The organism is Streptomyces novaecaesareae (assembly GCF_000716875.1).
In the GTDB taxonomy this organism is placed as follows: domain Bacteria; phylum Actinomycetota; class Actinomycetes; order Streptomycetales; family Streptomycetaceae; genus Kitasatospora; species Kitasatospora novaecaesareae.
The window spans coordinates 74,356-92,151 of sequence record NZ_JNWQ01000006.1 but is presented as its reverse complement, the minus strand read 5'-3'; the positions used below and the strand labels follow the sequence as shown (position 1 = coordinate 92,151).

Sequence of the window (17,796 nt, the reverse complement as noted above, 5' to 3'; positions counted from 1 at the left end):
GAATGCTACGGGAGCGGTCCCGGCCGGGGCGAAAAGCGGACGTCAGGGCGGGGCCGGGGCAGGGTTGGGGCGGGAATGGGGGGAGTCTTTGGATGATCCTCCATGTCTACGCGCGGAGCATTGATCACCATTTGTGGACAGCCCCAGCAATACGCCTCGAACTGGCTTTTGCCCCCACCGTCACGGAGAATCGAATGCTGGGTGCAGGGCGCCCGAGTGCGCCCCGACGGCATCGCCGCAACCGCACCCGAGGTGTAATTTCTCCCAGCCAGAGAGCCCCCTTCATGCGCTTCCTGAACGACCTCAAGCCCTCGTACGACTTGACGTACGACGACGTCTTCATGGTCCCCAGCCGTTCCGCCGTGGGCTCCCGGCAGGGTGTGGACCTCTCGTCGAACGACGGCACCGGCACCACCATCCCGCTGGTCGTGGCCAACATGACCGCCATCGCCGGCCGCCGGATGGCCGAGACCGTCGCCCGCCGCGGCGGCCTGGTCGCCATCCCGCAGGACATCCCCACCGAGGTCATCGCCGAGGTCATCTCCTGGGTCAAGCGGCGCCACCTGGTGCACGACACCCCGATCACCCTCGCCCCGGGCGCCACCGTCGCCGAGGCGCTCTCGCTGCTGCCCAAGCGCGCGCACGGCGCCCTCGTCGTGGTGGAGGACGGCAAGCCGGTCGGCGTGGTCACCGACTCCGACTGCCAGGGCGTGGACCGCTTCACCAGCCTCGCCGACATCATGTCCCGCGACCTGCTGCTGCTGGACGAGGGCATCGACCCGCGGGACGCCTTCGACAAGCTCACCGAGGCGCACCGCAAGCTCGCCCCGGTCGTCGACGCCGAGGGCCGCCTGGTCGGCATCCTCACCCGCAAGGGCGCGCTGCGCGCCACCCTGTACACCCCGGCCGTCGACGGCGACGGCAAGCTGCGCATCGCCGCCACTGTCGGCATCAACGGCGACGTCGCGGGCAAGGCCAAGGCCCTGATCGAGGCCGGCGCCGACGTGCTGGTGGTCGACACCGCGCACGGCCACCAGGAGTCCATGATCAGCGCGCTGCGCGCCGTGCGCGGCCTGGACCCGCAGGTCCCGATCGTGGCCGGCAACGTGGTCTCCGCCGCCGGTGTCCGCGACCTGGTCGAGGCGGGCGCCGACATCCTCAAGGTCGGTGTCGGCCCCGGCGCCATGTGCACCACCCGGATGATGACCGGCGTCGGCCGCCCGCAGTTCTCCGCCGTCCTGGAGTGCGCCGCCGAGGCGCGCCGGCTCGGCAAGCACGTGTGGGCCGACGGCGGCGTGCGGCACCCGCGCGACGTCGCGATGGCGCTGGCCGCCGGCGCCTCCAACGTGATGATCGGCTCCTGGTTCGCCGGGACCTACGAGTCCCCGGGCGACCTGCACACCGCCGCCGACGGCCGCCAGTACAAGGAGAGCTTCGGCATGGCCTCGGCCCGCGCGGTGAGCAACCGCACCGCCCAGGACTCCTCGTACGACCGGGCCCGCAAGGCGCTGTTCGAGGAGGGCATCTCGCACTCCCGGATGTTCCTCGACCCGGCCCGCCCGGGCGTGGAGGACCTGATCGACTCGATCATCGCCGGTGTGCGCAGCTCCTGCACCTACGCGGGCGCCAGCACCCTGGAGGAGTTCCAGGAGAAGGCGATCGTGGGCATCCAGAGCGCGGCCGGCTACGCCGAGGGCAAGCCGCTGCACTCCAGCTGGGCCTGACCGCCCGCGTCCGCAGGGCCTGCGAAGGCGGGGCCTGCGTGAGCAGCGCTCGCGTCCGCTCCGGCGGATCCACCGGCCGGCCGGTTCCTCGCCTCGGGGAGCCGGCCGGCCGGCGCCGTGCCGGGGCCGTCCGAGGGGCGGTGGGCCGACGGGCGGCCCGAGGTGTGGCCCGGCGCCGGGGTCCCCAGCGGAAGCAGCAGCGCGCGGCCGAGCAGTGCGACCGAGCCGTCCAGCGCGGTGGCGAAGGCCCGCGCTGCGCCCGGCAGGTGGCGCAGCTCCCAGAGCGCCCGGACGGCGGACCAGGCCCCCTCGCGGGCGGCCTCCACCGACCAGGTGCCGAGCAGGTGGGTGAGCGGCTCGGCGTACTCCAGCAGGTCGGGCCCGGGCATCAGCTGCTCCCGGACGGCTTTCTCCACCCCGGCCAGCACCCCGTTGACCCGGTGGTAGTCCTCCTCGACGTCGGCCGGCTCGCAGCCCCGGCGACGGCAGGTGTCCACGACGGCGAGTGGCAGGTCGTGCTGGATGTGGGCGTTCATCCCCGCCAAGGCGAACTGCAGTGGGTGCACGCCCGGGTGGGCGCGCAGCGCGAACAGCGGCTGCCAGCAGGCGGGTGGTGCCTGCCCGGCCGCGTCGGCGGCCACGGCCAGCAGGTACCGCCCGGCGAACACCACGTCCAGCTCGGTCATCGTCGGCGGGTCCGCGAAGTACCCGGCGCCGAGCCGGTCGCGGACGGCCTCCGTCACATCGAGGTAGAGCCGGTTGAAGACCGCCACCCCGTCGGCCCGGGGCAGCCCAGCCCCGATCTCCCGCAGCCTGCCGACCACCTCCTCGACCGTGCCCGCCGTTCCGCCCGTGCCTGCCGTTCCGCCCGTGCCTGCCGTTCCGCCCGTGCCTGCCGTCCCGCTCGTGACCGTCCGACCATCCACCGCTGTCTCGGGCATGCGCCACCATCCGATGCCGATCGTGCACTGATCGCATCATCGTGACAGCGCCGCCGAGCACCGGGCGCCCGGCACGCGCGGTACACGGCCGGAGAGATGAGCCGGCTCGCACCCCAGGCCGTACCTCAGCCCAGCTCGTACTCCAGGACGTAGGTGTGGGTGCCGGACTCGTCGACGGTCAGGTGGAACTCCCCGGTGATCCCGGTGAGCTCGCCCGTCCCCGTGCCCGGCACCACCCGTATCGTCGTACCGGTGGTGTCCCAGGCCGCATGCTGGAGCACGAATGAGCCCTCGCGCCCGTCCAGTTCACCCGTCACGTGCTCCACCGCGACGTACGACGCCGGGCTGCCGGACGGACCCGCGACGGAGAGCATCCGCACCTCGCCCGTCCCGCTCAGCCCGCCCGTGAAGGCCTTGGCGATCCTGACCCGCCCGAAGGCCGCGCCGCCCTCCCGCTCCTCCGTCTCCACCGGCTCGAACGCCGTGACCTCGAACGACCCGCTCGCCCTGCTCCCCATGGCACCGTCCCCTCGTCAGCCGTCAGCCGTCAGCCGTCAGCCGTCAGCCGTCAGCCGTCAGCCGTCAGCCGTCAGCCGTCAGCCGTCAGCACGGCCGGCGGCCCCGACCGTGCGTGAACCATTGCACACAGCACTGACAATCGAGCCCCAGCCGCCCGATCACGGCTCCCAGCGCACCGCCAGCACCGCCGCGTCGTCCGCCAGCCCGGTGTCCCCGACCCAGCCGCCGACGTCCGCCAGCACCGCGTCCAGCAGGTCGGCCGGGCTCCCGCCGTGCAGCCCGGGCAGCCGCTCCGCCAGCGGGTAGAACCGGCCCCCGGCGTCCCGGGCCTCCGAGACGCCGTCGGTGTGCAGGAGCAGCAGGTCGCCCGGCTCCGGCTCGAACGCCCGCGCAGGGTACTCGTCGCCGGTCAGCCCGAGCAGGCCCAGCGGCGGCGCGGAGAAGGGGGGTTCCAGCTCGCTCACCCGGCCCGCCCGGCGCAGCAGCGGGGGCGGGTGGCCGCAGTTCACCACCCGCACCGGCCCCCGGTCCGGCGCCACGTCGAGCAGCAGCGCGGTGGCGAACCGGTCCGCGTCCGGGCGGGCGGTGAGCGCCGCGTCCAGGCGCTCCGCTAGCCGCCCGGGATCGGGCTCGGTCCGCGCCGCCTCCCGGAACACCCCGAGCACGTCCGCCGCCGTCTCCACTGCCGGGAGCCCGTGCCCCTGGACGTCGCCGAGCAGGATCCGCACCCCGAACCGGGTCTCGACCACGGCGTACAGGTCCCCGCCGATCCGGGCCTCGGCCGCCGCCGCGACGTAGCGCACCGCCACCCGCAGCGGGCCGATCCGTTCGGGCGGCGGCCGCAGCAGGGCCCGCTGCGCCGCCTCGGCCACCGTCCGGACCTGGAACAGCTCCCGCTCGCGGGCCGCCACCAGGACGACACTGGCGGCGCTGGCCAGCGTCGAGGCCAGGACGGTGACCGGCACGCTGATCCGCACGGAGGCCGGCAGCTGCGCGTTGGCCGACTCCAGCAGCCCGACCGTGAGCAGCGCCGCCGCGCCGACCAGCAGCGGCACTCGGGCCCGCCGGGTGGTCGCCCCGGCGAGGACGGGGGCCACCGCGAGCAGCGGCGCCAGGGTGGTCCCCGGGCCGATGGCCAGAGCGGCCACCACGGCCGCGACCAGCAGCAGGAGCGAGCCGTACAGCAGCATCCGGGTCCGTCGGGGCAGGTGCAGCGGCGGCACCCCGTCCGGGCCGTCGGCGGTCACGCGTCCTCCAGTGGTCCAGCAGCTGATCCGACAGGTGTCCGGCAGCCGGTCGAAGGCCCCCGGCGGAGCGAGGGCCTCGGTCCACTCTCCTCGCCCGGCCCCGGGTCAGCACCTCGGCCGCGGGCCCGCCGGCGGCGCGCACTACGCTGGGCCGGGACATGAGACGCAAGAGCCGCCGCCCGGCCTCCCCCCTCCCGCAGCGCCACGGTGTGGACCCGGTGCACCTGCGGCTGCCGCTCGAAGGCTCCTGGCCGACCGTGCGGGACCACCTGGTGGACCGGCTGCCCACCGTCCCGCCCGCGCGGATCGACGCGGCACTGCGCGACCGCGAGATCGTCGGGGAGCACGGCCCGATCGCCCCGGACGAACCGTTTCGCCCCGGTGCGCACCTGTGGTTCCACCGCGACCTCCCGGACGAGGTGCACGTCCCGTTCGAGCTGGTCGTGCTGCACCGCGACGAGTACCTGGTGGTCGTCGACAAGCCGCACTTCCTGGCCACCACCCCGCGCGGCAGGCACGTCACGGAGACGGCCCTCTCCCGGCTGCGGCACACCCTCGACCTGCCCGCGCTCAGCCCCGCGCACCGCCTGGACCGGCTCACCGCCGGCCTGGCCATGTTCATCGTGCGCCCCGAGGACCGCGGTGCCTACCAGACGCTGTTCCGCGACCGCCTGGTGCGCAAGGAGTACCAGGCGATCGCCGGGTACGACCCGGAGCTGAGCCTGCCGCGCACCGTACGCAGCCACATCGTCAAGGAGCGCGGGGTGATCGCCGCACAGGAGATCGACGCACCGCCGAACAGCGAGAGCCGGATCGACCTGCTGGAGCGCCGCGACGGCCTCGCCCGCTACCGGCTGCGCCCGCTGAGCGGACGCACCCACCAGCTGCGGCTTCACATGAGCGGTCTCGGACTGCCGATCCTCGGCGACCCGGTGTACCCGGTGGTGCTCCCGGAACCGGCCCCGGACGACTTCCGCCGCCCGCTGCAACTGCTCGCCTCGGTGGTCGAGTTCACCGACCCGCTGACCGGCCGCGAGCGCCGTTTCGAGACCCGCCGCACGCTGGCCGCCTGGACCGACCCGCAGGGCTGGACCGAAGGGCCCGACAGCGAGTCCTAGCGCCGAGTCCCAGCGCGGAGTCCCAGCGCCGAGACCTGGCGTCGAGACCTAGGACCGTCCGCCGATCTAGGCCCAACGTCCGACCGGGTCCCGGTCCCGGCGACCGATCCGCCGCCCGCCCCGGCGGCGCCATCGTTGCGGCATGAACACAGCACTGCGCACCGCCGCATCGCACACCGCCGCACCGAACGCCGCCCGCGTCGCCCTGGTCACCGGCACCTCCCGGGGCCTCGGCCTGGCCCTCGCGCACGCCCTCGCCGCCGAGGGCTGGCAGCTGGTGATCACCGCCCGGGGCGCGGCCGAACTCGCCGCCGCCGAGGCGGAGCTGGCCGCCGTGACCGAGGTCGTCGCCCTGCCCGGCAGCATCGTCGACGACGACCACCGCGCCCGCCTGGCCCAGGCCGCCGAGCGCCTCGGCGGGGCGAGCCTGCTGGTGAACAACGCCGGCACGCTCAACGGCGCCCCCGCCCCCGGCTCCGAGCCGCTGCCCCGGCTGGCCGACTACCCGCTGCCGGACCTGCTGGAGACCTTCGAGGTCAACGCGCTCGCCCCGATCGCCCTCACCCAGCTCGTCCTGCCCCAACTGCGCGCCCACGCCGGCGCCGTCCTCAACATCAGCTCCGACGCCGCCGTGGAGCCCTACCTCGGCTGGGGCGGCTACGGCGCCAGCAAGGCCGCGCTCGACCTCGCCACCGCCGTCCTCGCCCGGGAGGAGCCGGAGCTGCGGGTCTGGGCGGTCGACCCGGGCAGCATGCGCACCCGGATGCTCCAGGAGGCCAGCCCGGGCGAGGACATCTCCGGCGAGCCGCTGCCCGATCGGGTGGCGCCGATCCTGCTCGGCCTGCTCCGCGACCGCACACCGTCCGGCCGCTACCGGGCCGAGGACCTGGCCGCCCCGGCCGACCACTTGGCCGCCCCGGCCGGGCAGCCCCTGGCCGTCGCGGCCGCGGACCGGGGTGGCCGATGACCGCACTCACCGACCACACCGACCACGCCGACCACGCCGACCTCGGCCTCGACCTCGACGTCCCGCCCGAACTCTCCGCCCACGCACCCGCGGAGGCGCGCGGCGAAGCCCGGGACGGGGTCCGGATGCTGGTCGGCCGGCGCGCCACCGGTGCCGTCGAGCACCGCCGCTTCACCGACCTGCCCGAGGTGCTGCGCCCGGGGGACCTCCTGGTGGTCAACAACTCGGCCACCCTGCCGGCCGCGCTGCCCGGCCGGCTGCCCGACGGCACGCCCGTCGCCGTGCACCTCTCCTCCGCCCAGCCGGACCGGAACGGCGCCCATCTGGTCGAGTTGCGCCGCGTCGTGCCCGGGGAGGCGGCGGCGTACTACCCGCCGGAGGAGTCCCCGGCCCGGGCGGGCCTGCGGGTCGCCCTGCCCGCAGGCGGCACGGCGGTGCTGACCGGGGCCTTCACCGCCCGCCTCTGGCGCGCTGAACTCGCCCTGCCCGCCCCGCTGTTGCCCTACCTGGCGCTGCACGGCCGGGCGATCCGGTACGGCTACGTGGACCGCGAGTGGCCGATCGAGGCCTACCAGACGGTCTTCGCGACCGTCCCCGGCAGCAGTGAAATGCCCAGCGCCGCCCGCCCGTTCAGCGCGGAGGTGGTGGCCCGGCTGGCCGGCCGGGGGGTGCTCGTCGCGCCGGTCACCCTGCACACCGGGGTGGCCTCGCCGGAGGCGCACGAGACTCCGTATGCGGAGCGCTTCCGCGTCCCGGCCGCCACCGCCCGGCTGGCCGGCCACGTCCGGGCCGGGGGCGGCCGGGTGATCGCCGTCGGCACCACCGTGGTCCGCGCCCTGGAGTCGGCCGCCGGACCGGACGGCACGCTCCAGGAGGCCGACGGCTGGACGGAGTTGGTCATCACCCCCGAGCGCGGCGTACGCACCGTCGACGGCCTCCTCACCGGCTGGCACGAACCCCGCGCCTCCCACCTCCTGATGCTCGCCGCCGTCGCCGGCCGCCCCCTCCTCACCGCCTGCTACCGCGCCGCCGTCCAACACCGTTACCTCTGGCACGAGTTCGGCGACGTCAACCTCCTCCTGCCGGACTGATCCGGGACCGACCTCGGGTCAGTCCCGGAGCGACCACGGGCCGGATCGCGGTCAGGCGGTCGAGGAGCCGCCCGGCGGCAGCTCCAGCTCGAACCAGACCACCTTGCCGTCCCCGGTCCGGCGGCTGCCCCAGCGGTGCGCGAGTTCGTTGACCAGGTGGATGCCGCGCCCGCCCTCGTCCTCGGTGCGGGCGCGGCGGATCCGGGGCGCCTCGGCCTCCTGGTCGGCGACCTCGACGGTGAGCACCCGGTTGCAGAACAGCCGTAGCTGGGTGGGGGATCCGGCGTGCACCAGGGCGTTGGTGATCAGCTCGCTGGTGAGCAGTTCGGCCCAGTCGGCGAGCGCGTCGAGCCCCCACGCGTTCAGCGTCTCGCGGGTGAAGCGGCGCGAGTGCGCGACCATCGCGCGGTCGCCGGTGAGCGGCAGGGTGGCGATCCGGTCCGCGCCGTGCGGGCGCACCTGCGCCATGATGACGGCGATGTCGTCCTCGCTGGTGCGGCCGGTGAGTCCGGTCAGCACGGCGTCGCAGGTCTGTTCCAGTGAGCCGCGCCGGTCGGCGACCGTACGGCAGAGCAGTTGCAGCCCCTCGTCCAGGTCGCGGCCCCGGCGCTCGACCAGCCCGTCGGTGTAGAGCACCAGGATGCCCTCCTCGGGGAGGGTGAACTCCGCGCTCTCGAAGGGGACTCCGCCGACGCCGAGGGGCGCGCCGGTGGGCAGTTCGACCAGGCGGGCCCGTCCCTCGGTGTCGGCGACCACGGGCGGCAGGTGCCCGGCGCAGGCCGCGGTGCAGCGGCGGTCCACCGGGTCGTACACCACGCAGACGCAGGTGGCGAACTGGCCCTCGCCGACGGTCATGGTGGCCTCGTCCAGCCGGAGCAGCACCCGCGCCGGGTCCAGGTCCAGGGTGATCAACGTCCGTGCCACTGTACGGAGTTGGCCCATGGTGGCGGCGGCACGGATGCCGTGGCCCATCACGTCCCCGACGATCAGGGCGACTCGCCCGGAGGAGAGCGGGACGACGTCGAACCAGTCGCCGCCGACCTCGCTGACCACGCTGCTGGGCAGGTAGCGGTAGGCGATGTCCAGGCCGAGGGTGCGGTGCACCTCCTGCGGCAGCAGGCTGCGCTGCAGGGTGAGCGCGGTGTCCCGCTCGCGCCGGTAGAGGCGCCCGTTGTCGATCGCGAGCGCGGTGCGGGCGGCCAGCTCCTCGGCCAGTGAGCGGTCCGCCGGGCCGAACGGCGCCGGGTTGCGGGTGCGGACGAACTCGGCGCCGCCCAGCACCTGTCCGCGCGCGACCAGCGGCACCATCAGGTACGAGTGCACCCCGGCCTCCAGGCCCGGCTGCACCCGGTCGGGGGAGGCGACGATCCGGCGCAGCTCCTCCTCGGTCACCTCGGACACCAGGATCGAGCGCCGGGTGCGCAGGCTCTGGGCGTACACCTGGGCGGACTGCGAGGTCTCGCCCACCTGGTCGGCGGCCCCCGTCATGCTGCCGTCCGGGGCCACCTCGCCGACCGCCACCGCCCGCATCAGTATCGTTCCCTCGGCTGGGACGGGCCCGGGCTCCTCGCCGCTGAGCACCGCGTCGCGCAGGTCCACGGTGACGAAGTCGGCGAAGCGCGGGATCACCACCTCCACCAACTCCTGGGCGGTGCGGTGCAGATCGAGCGTGGTGCCGATCCGGTTGCTGGCCTCGTTGAGCAGCGACAGCCGCTGCTGGGCCGCCCAGGCCTCGTCCAGCGCCCGCTGCCGGGCCGCGGCCGCGTCGCGCTCGCGGGTGAACAGCAGCGCGTTGTCGATCGAGACGGCGGCCCGCACCGCCAACTCCCCGGCCAGCGCGAGGTCGTCGTCCTCGTACGGGCGCTCGACGAGCGTGCGGTAGAAGCCCGCGACACCGACCGACGTGCCGCGCGCGATCAGCGGCACCACCATGAACGAGCGCACGTTCTGCTCCCGTACGGCGGCGGTGCGCACCGGATCGTCGGCGAACCAGGCCAGGCCCTGCTCGTCCATCCGCGGCACCATCACCGGCTTGCGGTGCGCCAGGCTCCACGCGTACGGCGAACCGGGATGGAAGCGGTGCACGTTGCCGGTGCGGGCGATCGGCTCCAGGGTCGAGCCGTGCACCGAGTGGAAGGCCATCCGCCGCAGCAGCGCCGAGCCGTCCGCCGGCGGCCTGGCCTCACGCTCGCCGCGGACCAGCTCCTCCAGCACCTCCACCACCACTGTGTCGGCCAGTCTGGGCGTCGCCACCTCGGCCAACTCCTGGGCGGTCTGGGCGAGATCGAGGGTGGTGCCGATCCGGGTGGAGGCCACGTTGACCAGCGCCAGGCGCTCCTGCGCGGCCTTCGCCTCGCGCAGCGCCTGCTGGCGGGCCAGCACGGTCTGGTGCTGGCGCAGGTACAGCCGGGCGTTGTCGAGCGCGACGGCGGCCCGTGAGGCCAGCTCGTCGCCGAGGGTGATGTCGGCCTCCGCGAAGGACTCGCGGTCGCCGCGCCGCGAGTACACCACCATGCCGAGCGTGGTGCCGCGCGCCACCAGCGGGGTGATCCGCACCGAGCGCGGGCGGTCCCCGAGGAAGGCCTGCCGGCGGCTCTCGTTGATGCCCTCGCTCAGCGCCGGCAGCTCCCAGGACGGCACCACCACCGTCCGCCCGGTGCTCAGCGCGCGCGAGTACGAGGAGTCGGGCGGCAGTTCGTAGACGGCGTCCACCGGCAGCGCCTCGGACGGGTAGAGCGGGTCGGCGGTGGCCAGCGCCAGGCGGCGCACCAGCTGCGGGACGTCCGCCTCGGGCGGCTCGACGTTGCGGCCCGCCACCAGCGCCTCCAGCGCGAACACCCCGCTGATGTCGGCCACCCTGGGCACCATGGCGTCGGCCAACTCCCGCGCGGTCTGCCGCAGGTCGAGCGTGGTGCCGATGGAGGCGGTCGCGTCGACGAGGAGGGCGAGCCGTTCCTGGGCGCGGGCCGCCCGGGCGTCGGCGCGGAAGCGCTCGGTGATGTCGATGACCGTCGCGCTCACCCCCAGCACCCGGCCGCTGCGGTCCTCCAGCCGGAAGTAGGAGGCCGACCAGGCGTGGTCGTGCTGGGGGTCGCCCGGGGTGCGGCCGTGCGAGCGGGTGTCCAGGACCGGCTCGCCGCTCGCCAGCACCTCGCGCATCACCGCCTCGGACTCGGCGCCGTTGATCCCCGGCAGCACCTCGGTGAGCCGGTGGCCCAGGTGCTGTTCGGCGGTCAGTCCGTTCGCCCGGGCCAGCGCCTCGTTCAGCCGGACGAAGCGCAACTCGGTGTCGTACACCGCCATGCCGACCGGGGACTGGGTGAAGAAGCCGTCCAGGACGGCCAGGTCCGCCTGGATCCGGCGCAGCGTGGTCACCTCGGAGGCGACGGCCAGCACCAGCGGTTCACCGCCGGGCCCGCGGATCGGGTGGGTGCGGAACTCCAGGTTGACCAGGTGCCCGTCCCGGTGGCGCACCGGGAAGACGCCGGTCCAGGGCCGGCCCTCCAGGATCTGCCGGAACAGCTCCAGCACCTCGGGCCGCTCGTCGTCGGAGGTCAGCAGCTTGGCGGCCTTCGCCCCGACTGCCTCTTCCACAGGGTGACCGAGCAGTGCCTCCGCGTCGCTGCTCCAGTGCAGGATCCGCCCGTCGGCCGCGATCAGCGCGGTCGCGATCGGCACCATCTGCAGGGCGTCCTGCCGCGGTTCCCCCGCGCGCTGCGCGTTGTCGTCCACCATGGCCAGAGAACCGTCCAGGGGCGTCCGGAGATCGTTCCCACCAGCCCTGCCATCTTCGCACGCGGCCCCGGGCGGCCGCTCACCGTGGCAGCAGGCGCTCCAGGTGGAACTCCGCCCGGCGGCCGGGCTCGGTCTTCAGCGACTGCACCAGGTACCGCCCGGGCGGTACCTCGACGGTCAGGTACTCGCCGCGCTCCAGGATGTCCGCGCCGTCGTAGAACACGTCCGTGAGCAGGTACCGCCCGGCGGTCAGGCCGAGGACCGGCCCGTCCTCCCAGACCCCCGACCGCAGCGCCTCGCGCACCAGCGGCCGGGGGTCGTCCTCGCAGTCGAAGTAGAGCGGCCTGACGAAAACCCGCTCCTCGGCCAGCCAGCCGACCAGCAGCGGCTCACCGCCCAGCACCAGCAGGTCTCCGTGTCCGGGCTCCGGGTGGGCGGCCGCGTACTCGACGGCCGCCTCCAACAGATCCTCCCGGCACCCCGTCCACCCCTCGACGGCCCCCTCCGGACACAGCACGAACAGCCCCGAGTCGGTCCCGTCCAGCCAGCCCTGTTCCACGGTCAACATGGGGGGATCCTCGCACGTCGGAGGGGGTGCGACGGATCCGGGGCGCCGACCGCCGCGCGACCTCCCGGGTACCGTCGCGCGAGGTCCGGGGCGCTGCCCGTCGCGCGATCTCCGGGGGCCGGGTCGACGTCCCGGGCGTCACCGATCGACGTTCCGCGCGTCACCGTACGGGCGTGGGCTCCCGTGCGGGCGGTGCCGCCGCCGGCTCCGTGCCCGCGCGGGCTTCGGCGGTGCGGGCGACGAGCGCGAGCAGCGCGCCGACCAGGCAGAGGGCGGCGGCGACCAGGACGGCCCGGTCGGTGCCCGCCGCCAGGGCGCGGGACGCCGCGTCGGGGCCGGGCCCGGAGGGGCGGGCGGAGCCGGCGACGGCAACGGTGACCGCCACCCCGAGGGCCGAACCCAGGTACCGGGAGGTGCTGTTGGCGCCGGATCCCATCGCCGCCCGGTGCGCCGGGACGCTGCCGACCGCCAGCCGGGCGAGGGCCGCGTTGAGCACCCCGCTGCCGATTCCCGCGACCGCGAGCCCCGGCGCCAGCCGCAGCCAGGACGAGCCGGGCGACAGCCCGTACAGGCCCGCCGTGCCCACCCCGCAGACCAGCAGCCCCAGCGCGACCTGCGCGGTGGCGGACAGGCGCGCCGCCAGCCGCCGGGCCTGCAGCGCGGACACCACCGACAGGCCCGACCACAGCGCCAGCACACCGCCCGCCGCAAGCCCGGACAGGCCGAGCACGCCCTGGAGCAGGGTGGGCAGGTAGCTCATGAAGCCGACCAGCGACAGCCCGGTGAACAGCGCCCCGCCGGTGGCCGCGATGAATCCGGGGCTGCGGAACAGCGCGAGGTCCAGCATCGGCTCCCGCACCCTTGCCTCCACCGCGGCGAACGCCGCCAGCAGCAGCACCCCGCCCGCCAGCAGGACTGTCACCGCCGGTCGTCCCCAGCCGCTGCGGCCCTCCGCCAGCCCGGCGATCAGGCAGGACGTCCCGGCGGCGAGGGTGAGCACCCCGTACGGATCGAGCGCGCGCGGCCGTTCGGCCCGCGACTCGGTGAGGAGCATGGCGGAGCAGACGGCCACGACGGCCGAGACCGCCGCGATCCCGCCGCTGACCGCGCGCCACCCGGCCCACTGCTGGACCAGCGCGCCGTACACCGGGCCGATCGCGATCCCGAGGCCGACGGCCGCGCCCCAGACGCCGAGCGCCCGGATCCGCTCGGGCCCGTGCGGGTGGGCGTGACTGATCAGGCCGAGCGCCGGTGCCAGGACGGCCGCCGAGGCGAGGCCGAGCAGCACCCGGGCGGCCAGGTAGACGGCGCCGCCGGGGGCCAGGGCGGCGAGCGTCTCGGCGGCGGCGAACAGCAGCACGCCGAAGGTGAACACCCGCTTGCGGCCGTGGTCGTCGGCCGCGCTCCCGGCGGTGAGCAGCAGCGCCGAGATGCCGACCAGGGTGCCGGTGAGGATCCAGGTACGGCCGGAGGCGCCCAGGTGGGCGGCCTGGGCGGTGGCGGCGAGCGAGGCGGTGGGGGCGCTGTAGGCCACGGTGGTCAGCGCGGTCGCCGCCGCGGTGGTCGCCAGCGTGGCGCCGGGCCGGACGTGCGGGGCGGGGGCGCTGGGCCGGACGTGCGTGGCGCCGGGCCGGACGTGCGGGGCGGGGGCGTTGGGGGAGGAGCCGGGTCGTGCGGGGGGCATGGGTGTTCCCTCCGGGACGGGATCGCAGGTCTGGTGAATGAACCTTCCTCTCGGTGGCACGCTACCACCACCAGTCTGTTCATTGAACCCTCTCGGGGTGTGGACTAGGCTCATGCCCATGGCCCTGGGAACCGACTACGAACTGCAGGACTGCACCCTGGCCCGCGCCCTGGAGGTGGTCGGCGAGCGCTGGAGCCTGCTGATCCTGCGTGACGCGTTCTACGGCGTGCAGCGCTTCAACGACTTCCTCACCCACCTCGGCATCCCGCGCGCCGTCCTCACCGCACGCCTCAACGCTCTGGTCGCGGCCGGGGTCCTGCGCAAGGAGCCCTACCAGCAGACGCCGTTGCGCCACGGCTACCTGCTCACCGATGCCGGCCTCGAACTCTGGGGCCCGCTCTACCAGTTGAGCCGCTGGGGCAGTCGGCACGCCACCGAGGCCGGCCCGTACCACCTCTTCGCGCACGCCGCCTGCGGCACCGACCTCGACCTCGTCGGCGCCTGCCCGACCTGCGGCGGCGCGCCCGTCCGCCCGGCCGAGATCGTCATGCGCCCCAACCCCGCCCGCACCGGAAGCCGCCGCGAGGACGCAGTCTCCCTCGCCCTGGTCCGCCCGCACCCGCTGCTCGAACCGATCGCCTCGGCGGCCGCGCCCGCCTGACCTCGACCGGCCCCGCGTGACCTCGACCGGCACCGCCCGACCTCGGCCGGTACGCAGGCGGCGCCGCCGGCATGACTGCCGGCGGCCCCGCCCGCGCGCTGCCGGTCAGGAGTGGAACCGCACCTCCGGGTCCGCGGCGGTCGGTCCGTCGAGCAGTGGCTGCTCGATGTCCTTCAGCTGGAGGTCGAAGAAGGCGCCGACGTACGAGCGGGTGAGCTCCACGCCGCGCGCGCCGGACACCGTGGTGCCGGGGTCCTGGGGGAGGCCGAGCTTCTCCATGAACAGGGGGAAGTCGGTGAAGCTGCCGTGGTTGGAACCGTCGACGGTCAACCAGCGCTTCCAACCGTCCAGGTGGGGCCAGCTCGCGGTCCAGCTGGAGTCCTCGTCGCCGTCGGGCAGCGGGTGGCCCATCATCAGGTACGGCTTGCCGCCGATGCCGGAGGCGGGTACCGGGACGTCCATCGTGCCGTCCAGGTCCACCCCGGCCTCGATCCGGTCGTCGCGGAGCAGAGCCGGGACGGTGGCCGCGCCGCCGGCCGAGTGTCCGGCCATGCCGATCCGGTCGCGGTCGATCAGCCGGGCGTAGCGCCAGGCCGGGTGGGGGCGGGCGGTCAGCTGGTCGATGACGAAGGAGACGTCCTTCGCCCGGCTCTCGTCCAGGCCCGCCCAGGCCTCCGGGGTCCTGAGCTGCCCGCACATCACGCAGGGCAGCGTCTGCCCGTCGGGGAAGGTCGTCCCGGTGTTCTCGTAGGTGTGGTCGACCAGGGCGACGACGTACCCGCGGCTGGTCAGCTCCTCGGCGAGGCTGCTGAGCGAGGCGCGCGGCATGGTGAAGCCGGGCGACAGCACCACCAGCGGGTAGTGGCCGCCCTGCGGGCGCGCGCCGGACTCCGCCCACGTCCGGGCGCCGGTCACCGCCTCGGTCGGGATGGTGTTGCCCGGCAGTTTCACGTCCAGCAGGGCCCGGGCCGCCCCGTCGGTCATGTACGGGGCCGGGCTGCCCGTTCCGGCGTGCGCGGGGTAGTACATCGAGACCATCAGCCGGCGCGGACCGGCGGAGGGCACCCACGGGTCCGGGCGGTTCTGGTCCACCAGCTGCAGGACCTCCTGCCCGACCGCGTACGGCCCGGTGGGGCGCGGGAGTTCGACGTGGACGGCGGCCCGGGTTGAGGGCGCGGCGGGTACGGAGGCGGCGGCGGCACCGGTGGGCGAGGGCGCGGCCAGGGCCGGCGCGGCGGCGGCGACGGACAGCGGAAGCGCGAGCAGCAGGGCGGCCGCGGCAGCGGCGGTGCGGAATCGGTTCATGTCGGCGACGGTACGTCGCGGGCGCGGGAGTTGACGTCCACTCAGCGATGTACTGATCCCTTCCGGGAGGAGCCCGTTCCGCCCCTTAGGGGGCAGCCCGGGACCGGACCGGCCGGACCGGCCGGGACCGATCGGCCGGGACCGGACCGGACCGGCCGCTCACCCGAGGGCGGCCACCCGGAGCTCCTCCAGGAAGCCCGCCGCCGCACGTGCGTTGGGCACCGGGAGGGTGAGTGGCAGACCGGTCGAATCCGTCCGGATCTCCAGCTCGCCGAGGCCGGACGCCCGGGCGGACTCCACCTCCGCCCACCGGTAGGCCTCCGTCGCGGCGAGCGGGTGAGGTGGCCGGTGCACCAGCCCGCAGGCCGTCACCGTGAGCCGCCCCCGGGCGAACCGGACAGCGCCCTCGGTGCGCAGCGTCTCGTGCAGGCCGGCCCGCAGCCCGGGGGAGAGGCGGTCCTCCAGCTCCCGGAACAGCCCGCCCAGCCCGCGCAGGTGCCGCAGGGCCACCGGCTCGTCCGCGCCGGCCGGCCATATTCGCCCGTGCTCGTACTCCCCGCGCCGCCTGCCGGGGGAGTAGTCGGTGGCCTCCACCGCGCTCCACGGCAGCGAGCGCTCGCCGCCGTCCTCCGTGACCAGCACCAGGCCGCCCTGGTGCATCCGTACGGCCCGCAGCCCGGGCGCCGGCCGCAGCCGACCGAAGCCGCCGGCGGCCGCCACCGTCACGGCCCCCACCGCGGGCGCGGGCCACCACTCCCCGAGCGCCAGGCAGAGCGTCAGCGCGACGGCTGCCGCGCAGGCGTCCAGCCAGACCAGCGCCCGTCGGGGCACCGGCCGGAACCGCCGGTACACCTGCACCACCGGCCCGAGCCGGTCGGCCGGGCGGCCCGGACCGGCCGGGCCCGCGAACCCGACCGCCCGCACCCGCGTCGGCGACCACACCACCGCCACGTCGGCCCCCTTTCACTCGGCGGACTCCACAATCGGAACCGCAGCTGCCGGATCACCAGCATCAACCGTCCGTTGCGTTCGGCAACAGTGCCAATCGGCACCTTTTGGCCCGAAACAGCCCCGCCATCATCGCCCGCCACCCGGAGCCCGCCGCCGCCGGGGTGGCCGTGACCAGGGCTGACCGCATCGGCGCCACCCAGCCCCGGGGCCGTCCTCAGCCCGTCGTCGCGAAGTCCTTCTGCAGCCGGCGCAGCAGCTCCGTACCGGCCGGATCGGCCGACCGGCAGGTGTTGGCCAGCACCACCACCCCCACCTGCTTCTCCGGGTCGAAGGCCACGAACGAGCGGAACCCGCCCGTGCCGCCGTTGTGCCAGATCTGCAGGTGGCCGCCCTGCTGGGTGTGCAGCCGGTGGCCGAGCCAGCCCAGGTGCATCCAGGCGAAGGGGTTGACCCGGTGCCGGGCCTCCCGGGTGAGCGTGATCGCGGGCGCCAGCGGCGCGTCCGGCTCGCGGTCGGCGGCCAGCTGGGCCCGCAGGAGTATCGCGAGGTCGGCCGCGGTCGAGCGGAGCGCACCCATGCCCGGTATCGCCGCCATGTCCCAGTACGGCACCGGCCGCCCGCCCGTCGTGTGCCCGCGCGCCAGCCGGCCGGACTGCTCCTCGCCCGACCGCACGTGGGTGTCCGCCAGCCCCAGCGGCTCGCAGACCTCCCGCGTCACCAACTCCTCGTACCCCGTGCCGCTGCGGTGCGCGAGGGCCAGGCCGAGCACCCCGGCGCCGAGGTTGGAGTAGCGGAAGCCGCGCCCGGGCACGGCCCGCAGCCTCGTCCGGGCGAGCCCGTCCAGCACGTACTCGGCGGTGCAATGGGCGTACGGATCGGCGTCGTTGGGCCTGAGCAGCGCCTTCACCAGCATGCCCCGGGGCAGCCGGGGGAGCCCGGAGCTGTGGGTGGCCAGGTGCCGCAGCGTGATCGGCTCGCGGCCCCGGTCGGGAACGGCGGTACGGCCGTCGCGCGCCCCGGCGAGAACCTCGGCCAGCGGCTCGTCGAGCCGCACCGTGCCGTCGAGCGCCAGCCGCGCCAGCACCAGCGAGGTGAACACCTTGGTGACGGAACCGATTTCGAACAGCGTGTCCGGCCCGGGCACGCCGCCGCCCGGGCCGGTCCGTCCGACGCCGCGGATCTCCGTGGCACCGCCGGCCAGCCCGGCGACCACCGCGCCGACGTGCCGCCCCGCCAGCCGGTCGGCCGTCTCTTGCACGACGCACGCGAGTTCGTTCATGGCCAC

General features: G+C 75.1%; 14 protein-coding genes. 5 read left to right on the top strand and 9 right to left on the bottom strand.

The window, feature by feature from the left end; genetic code table 11:
• Positions 1-284 precede the first annotated feature (284 nt).
• The gene (locus OP86_RS03960; protein WP_030058326.1) at positions 285-1,724 is read left to right on the top strand and encodes a GuaB1 family IMP dehydrogenase-related protein; all 1,440 of its coding nucleotides are present in this window, start codon (positions 285-287) and stop codon (positions 1,722-1,724) included.
• Here OP86_RS03960 and OP86_RS03955 read toward each other — a convergent pair.
• From OP86_RS03955 to OP86_RS03945, 3 genes are all read right to left on the bottom strand, one after another.
• Complete coding sequence (locus OP86_RS03955; RefSeq protein ID WP_063832287.1) at positions 1,685-2,548, bottom strand: DUF5995 family protein; 864 nt, start codon at positions 2,546-2,548, stop codon at positions 1,685-1,687. The genes OP86_RS03960 and OP86_RS03955 overlap by 40 nt on opposite strands.
• Positions 2,549-2,790: 242 nt before the next feature.
• A complete protein-coding gene (locus tag OP86_RS03950) occupies positions 2,791-3,183 on the bottom strand; it encodes a DUF3224 domain-containing protein (protein ID WP_030058329.1) in 393 nt (130 codons plus the stop codon).
• 159 nt (positions 3,184-3,342) lie between these two features.
• Positions 3,343-4,431: a PP2C family protein-serine/threonine phosphatase gene (locus OP86_RS03945; RefSeq protein ID WP_033330894.1), complete on the bottom strand. Its 1,089-nt coding sequence runs from the start codon at positions 4,429-4,431 to the stop codon at positions 3,343-3,345.
• Between the two features lie 158 nt (positions 4,432-4,589).
• Between OP86_RS03945 and OP86_RS03940 the strand changes: the two genes are divergently transcribed.
• The 3 genes from OP86_RS03940 to OP86_RS03930 all read left to right on the top strand — a co-directional run bounded on the left by OP86_RS03940 (position 4,590) and on the right by OP86_RS03930 (position 7,607).
• Positions 4,590-5,549: a pseudouridine synthase gene (locus tag OP86_RS03940; RefSeq protein ID WP_051829653.1), complete on the top strand. Its 960-nt coding sequence runs from the start codon at positions 4,590-4,592 to the stop codon at positions 5,547-5,549.
• A gap of 142 nt (positions 5,550-5,691) precedes the next feature.
• Positions 5,692-6,516: an SDR family NAD(P)-dependent oxidoreductase gene (locus tag OP86_RS03935; RefSeq protein ID WP_063832286.1), complete on the top strand. Its 825-nt coding sequence runs from the start codon at positions 5,692-5,694 to the stop codon at positions 6,514-6,516.
• Entirely contained in the window at positions 6,513-7,607 is a 1,095-nt protein-coding gene (locus tag OP86_RS03930) for an S-adenosylmethionine:tRNA ribosyltransferase-isomerase (protein WP_030255247.1), read from the top strand. Before OP86_RS03935 ends, OP86_RS03930 begins: the two co-directional genes overlap by 4 nt.
• A gap of 51 nt (positions 7,608-7,658) precedes the next feature.
• Here the strand turns inward: OP86_RS03930 and OP86_RS33300 are convergent, their stop codons facing one another.
• From OP86_RS33300 to OP86_RS03915, 3 genes are all read right to left on the bottom strand, one after another.
• Positions 7,659-11,342 carry a SpoIIE family protein phosphatase gene (locus OP86_RS33300; RefSeq protein ID WP_051829652.1) on the bottom strand — a complete coding sequence of 1,228 codons (3,684 nt, stop codon included), beginning with the start codon at positions 11,340-11,342 and terminating at the stop codon, positions 7,659-7,661.
• Between the two features lie 79 nt (positions 11,343-11,421).
• Entirely contained in the window at positions 11,422-11,910 is a 489-nt protein-coding gene (locus OP86_RS03920) for an Imm21 family immunity protein (protein ID WP_030058337.1), read from the bottom strand.
• 160 nt (positions 11,911-12,070) lie between these two features.
• Complete coding sequence (locus OP86_RS03915) at positions 12,071-13,594, bottom strand: MFS transporter (protein ID WP_051829651.1); 1,524 nt, start codon at positions 13,592-13,594, stop codon at positions 12,071-12,073.
• Positions 13,595-13,712: 118 nt separating this feature from the next.
• On the opposite strand from OP86_RS03915, the gene OP86_RS03910 reads away from it, so the two are divergent.
• Entirely contained in the window at positions 13,713-14,255 is a 543-nt protein-coding gene (locus OP86_RS03910; protein ID WP_030058339.1) for a winged helix-turn-helix transcriptional regulator, read from the top strand.
• A 105-nt stretch (positions 14,256-14,360) separates the two neighbouring features.
• Here the strand turns inward: OP86_RS03910 and OP86_RS03905 are convergent, their stop codons facing one another.
• From OP86_RS03905 to OP86_RS03895, 3 genes are all read right to left on the bottom strand, one after another.
• Positions 14,361-15,560: an alpha/beta hydrolase family protein gene (locus OP86_RS03905; RefSeq protein ID WP_033330892.1), complete on the bottom strand. Its 1,200-nt coding sequence runs from the start codon at positions 15,558-15,560 to the stop codon at positions 14,361-14,363.
• Between the two features lie 159 nt (positions 15,561-15,719).
• A complete protein-coding gene (locus OP86_RS03900) occupies positions 15,720-16,511 on the bottom strand; it encodes a hypothetical protein (RefSeq protein ID WP_030058341.1) in 792 nt (263 codons plus the stop codon).
• A gap of 214 nt (positions 16,512-16,725) precedes the next feature.
• Positions 16,726-17,790 carry a serine hydrolase domain-containing protein gene (locus OP86_RS03895; protein ID WP_051829650.1) on the bottom strand — a complete coding sequence of 355 codons (1,065 nt, stop codon included), beginning with the start codon at positions 17,788-17,790 and terminating at the stop codon, positions 16,726-16,728.
• Positions 17,791-17,796 lie beyond the last annotated feature (6 nt).

Bases quoted from the DNA above. Each gene is read 5' to 3' on its own strand.
- OP86_RS03960 (WP_030058326.1), top strand. From the start codon at position 285: ATGCGCTTCCTGAACGACCTCAAGCCCTCGTACGACTTGACGTACGAC.
- OP86_RS03950 (WP_030058329.1), bottom strand. From the start codon at position 3,183: ATGGGGAGCAGGGCGAGCGGGTCGTTCGAGGTCACGGCGTTCGAGCCG.
- OP86_RS03940 (WP_051829653.1), top strand. From the start codon at position 4,590: ATGAGACGCAAGAGCCGCCGCCCGGCCTCCCCCCTCCCGCAGCGCCAC.
- OP86_RS03935 (WP_063832286.1), top strand. From the start codon at position 5,692: ATGAACACAGCACTGCGCACCGCCGCATCGCACACCGCCGCACCGAAC.
- OP86_RS03930 (WP_030255247.1), top strand. From the start codon at position 6,513: ATGACCGCACTCACCGACCACACCGACCACGCCGACCACGCCGACCTC.
- OP86_RS33300 (WP_051829652.1), bottom strand. From the start codon at position 11,342: ATGGTGGACGACAACGCGCAGCGCGCGGGGGAACCGCGGCAGGACGCC.
- OP86_RS03920 (WP_030058337.1), bottom strand. From the start codon at position 11,910: ATGTTGACCGTGGAACAGGGCTGGCTGGACGGGACCGACTCGGGGCTG.
- OP86_RS03915 (WP_051829651.1), bottom strand. From the start codon at position 13,594: ATGCCCCCCGCACGACCCGGCTCCTCCCCCAACGCCCCCGCCCCGCAC.
- OP86_RS03910 (WP_030058339.1), top strand. From the start codon at position 13,713: ATGGCCCTGGGAACCGACTACGAACTGCAGGACTGCACCCTGGCCCGC.
- OP86_RS03905 (WP_033330892.1), bottom strand. From the start codon at position 15,560: ATGAACCGATTCCGCACCGCCGCTGCCGCGGCCGCCCTGCTGCTCGCG.
- OP86_RS03895 (WP_051829650.1), bottom strand. From the start codon at position 17,790: ATGAACGAACTCGCGTGCGTCGTGCAAGAGACGGCCGACCGGCTGGCG.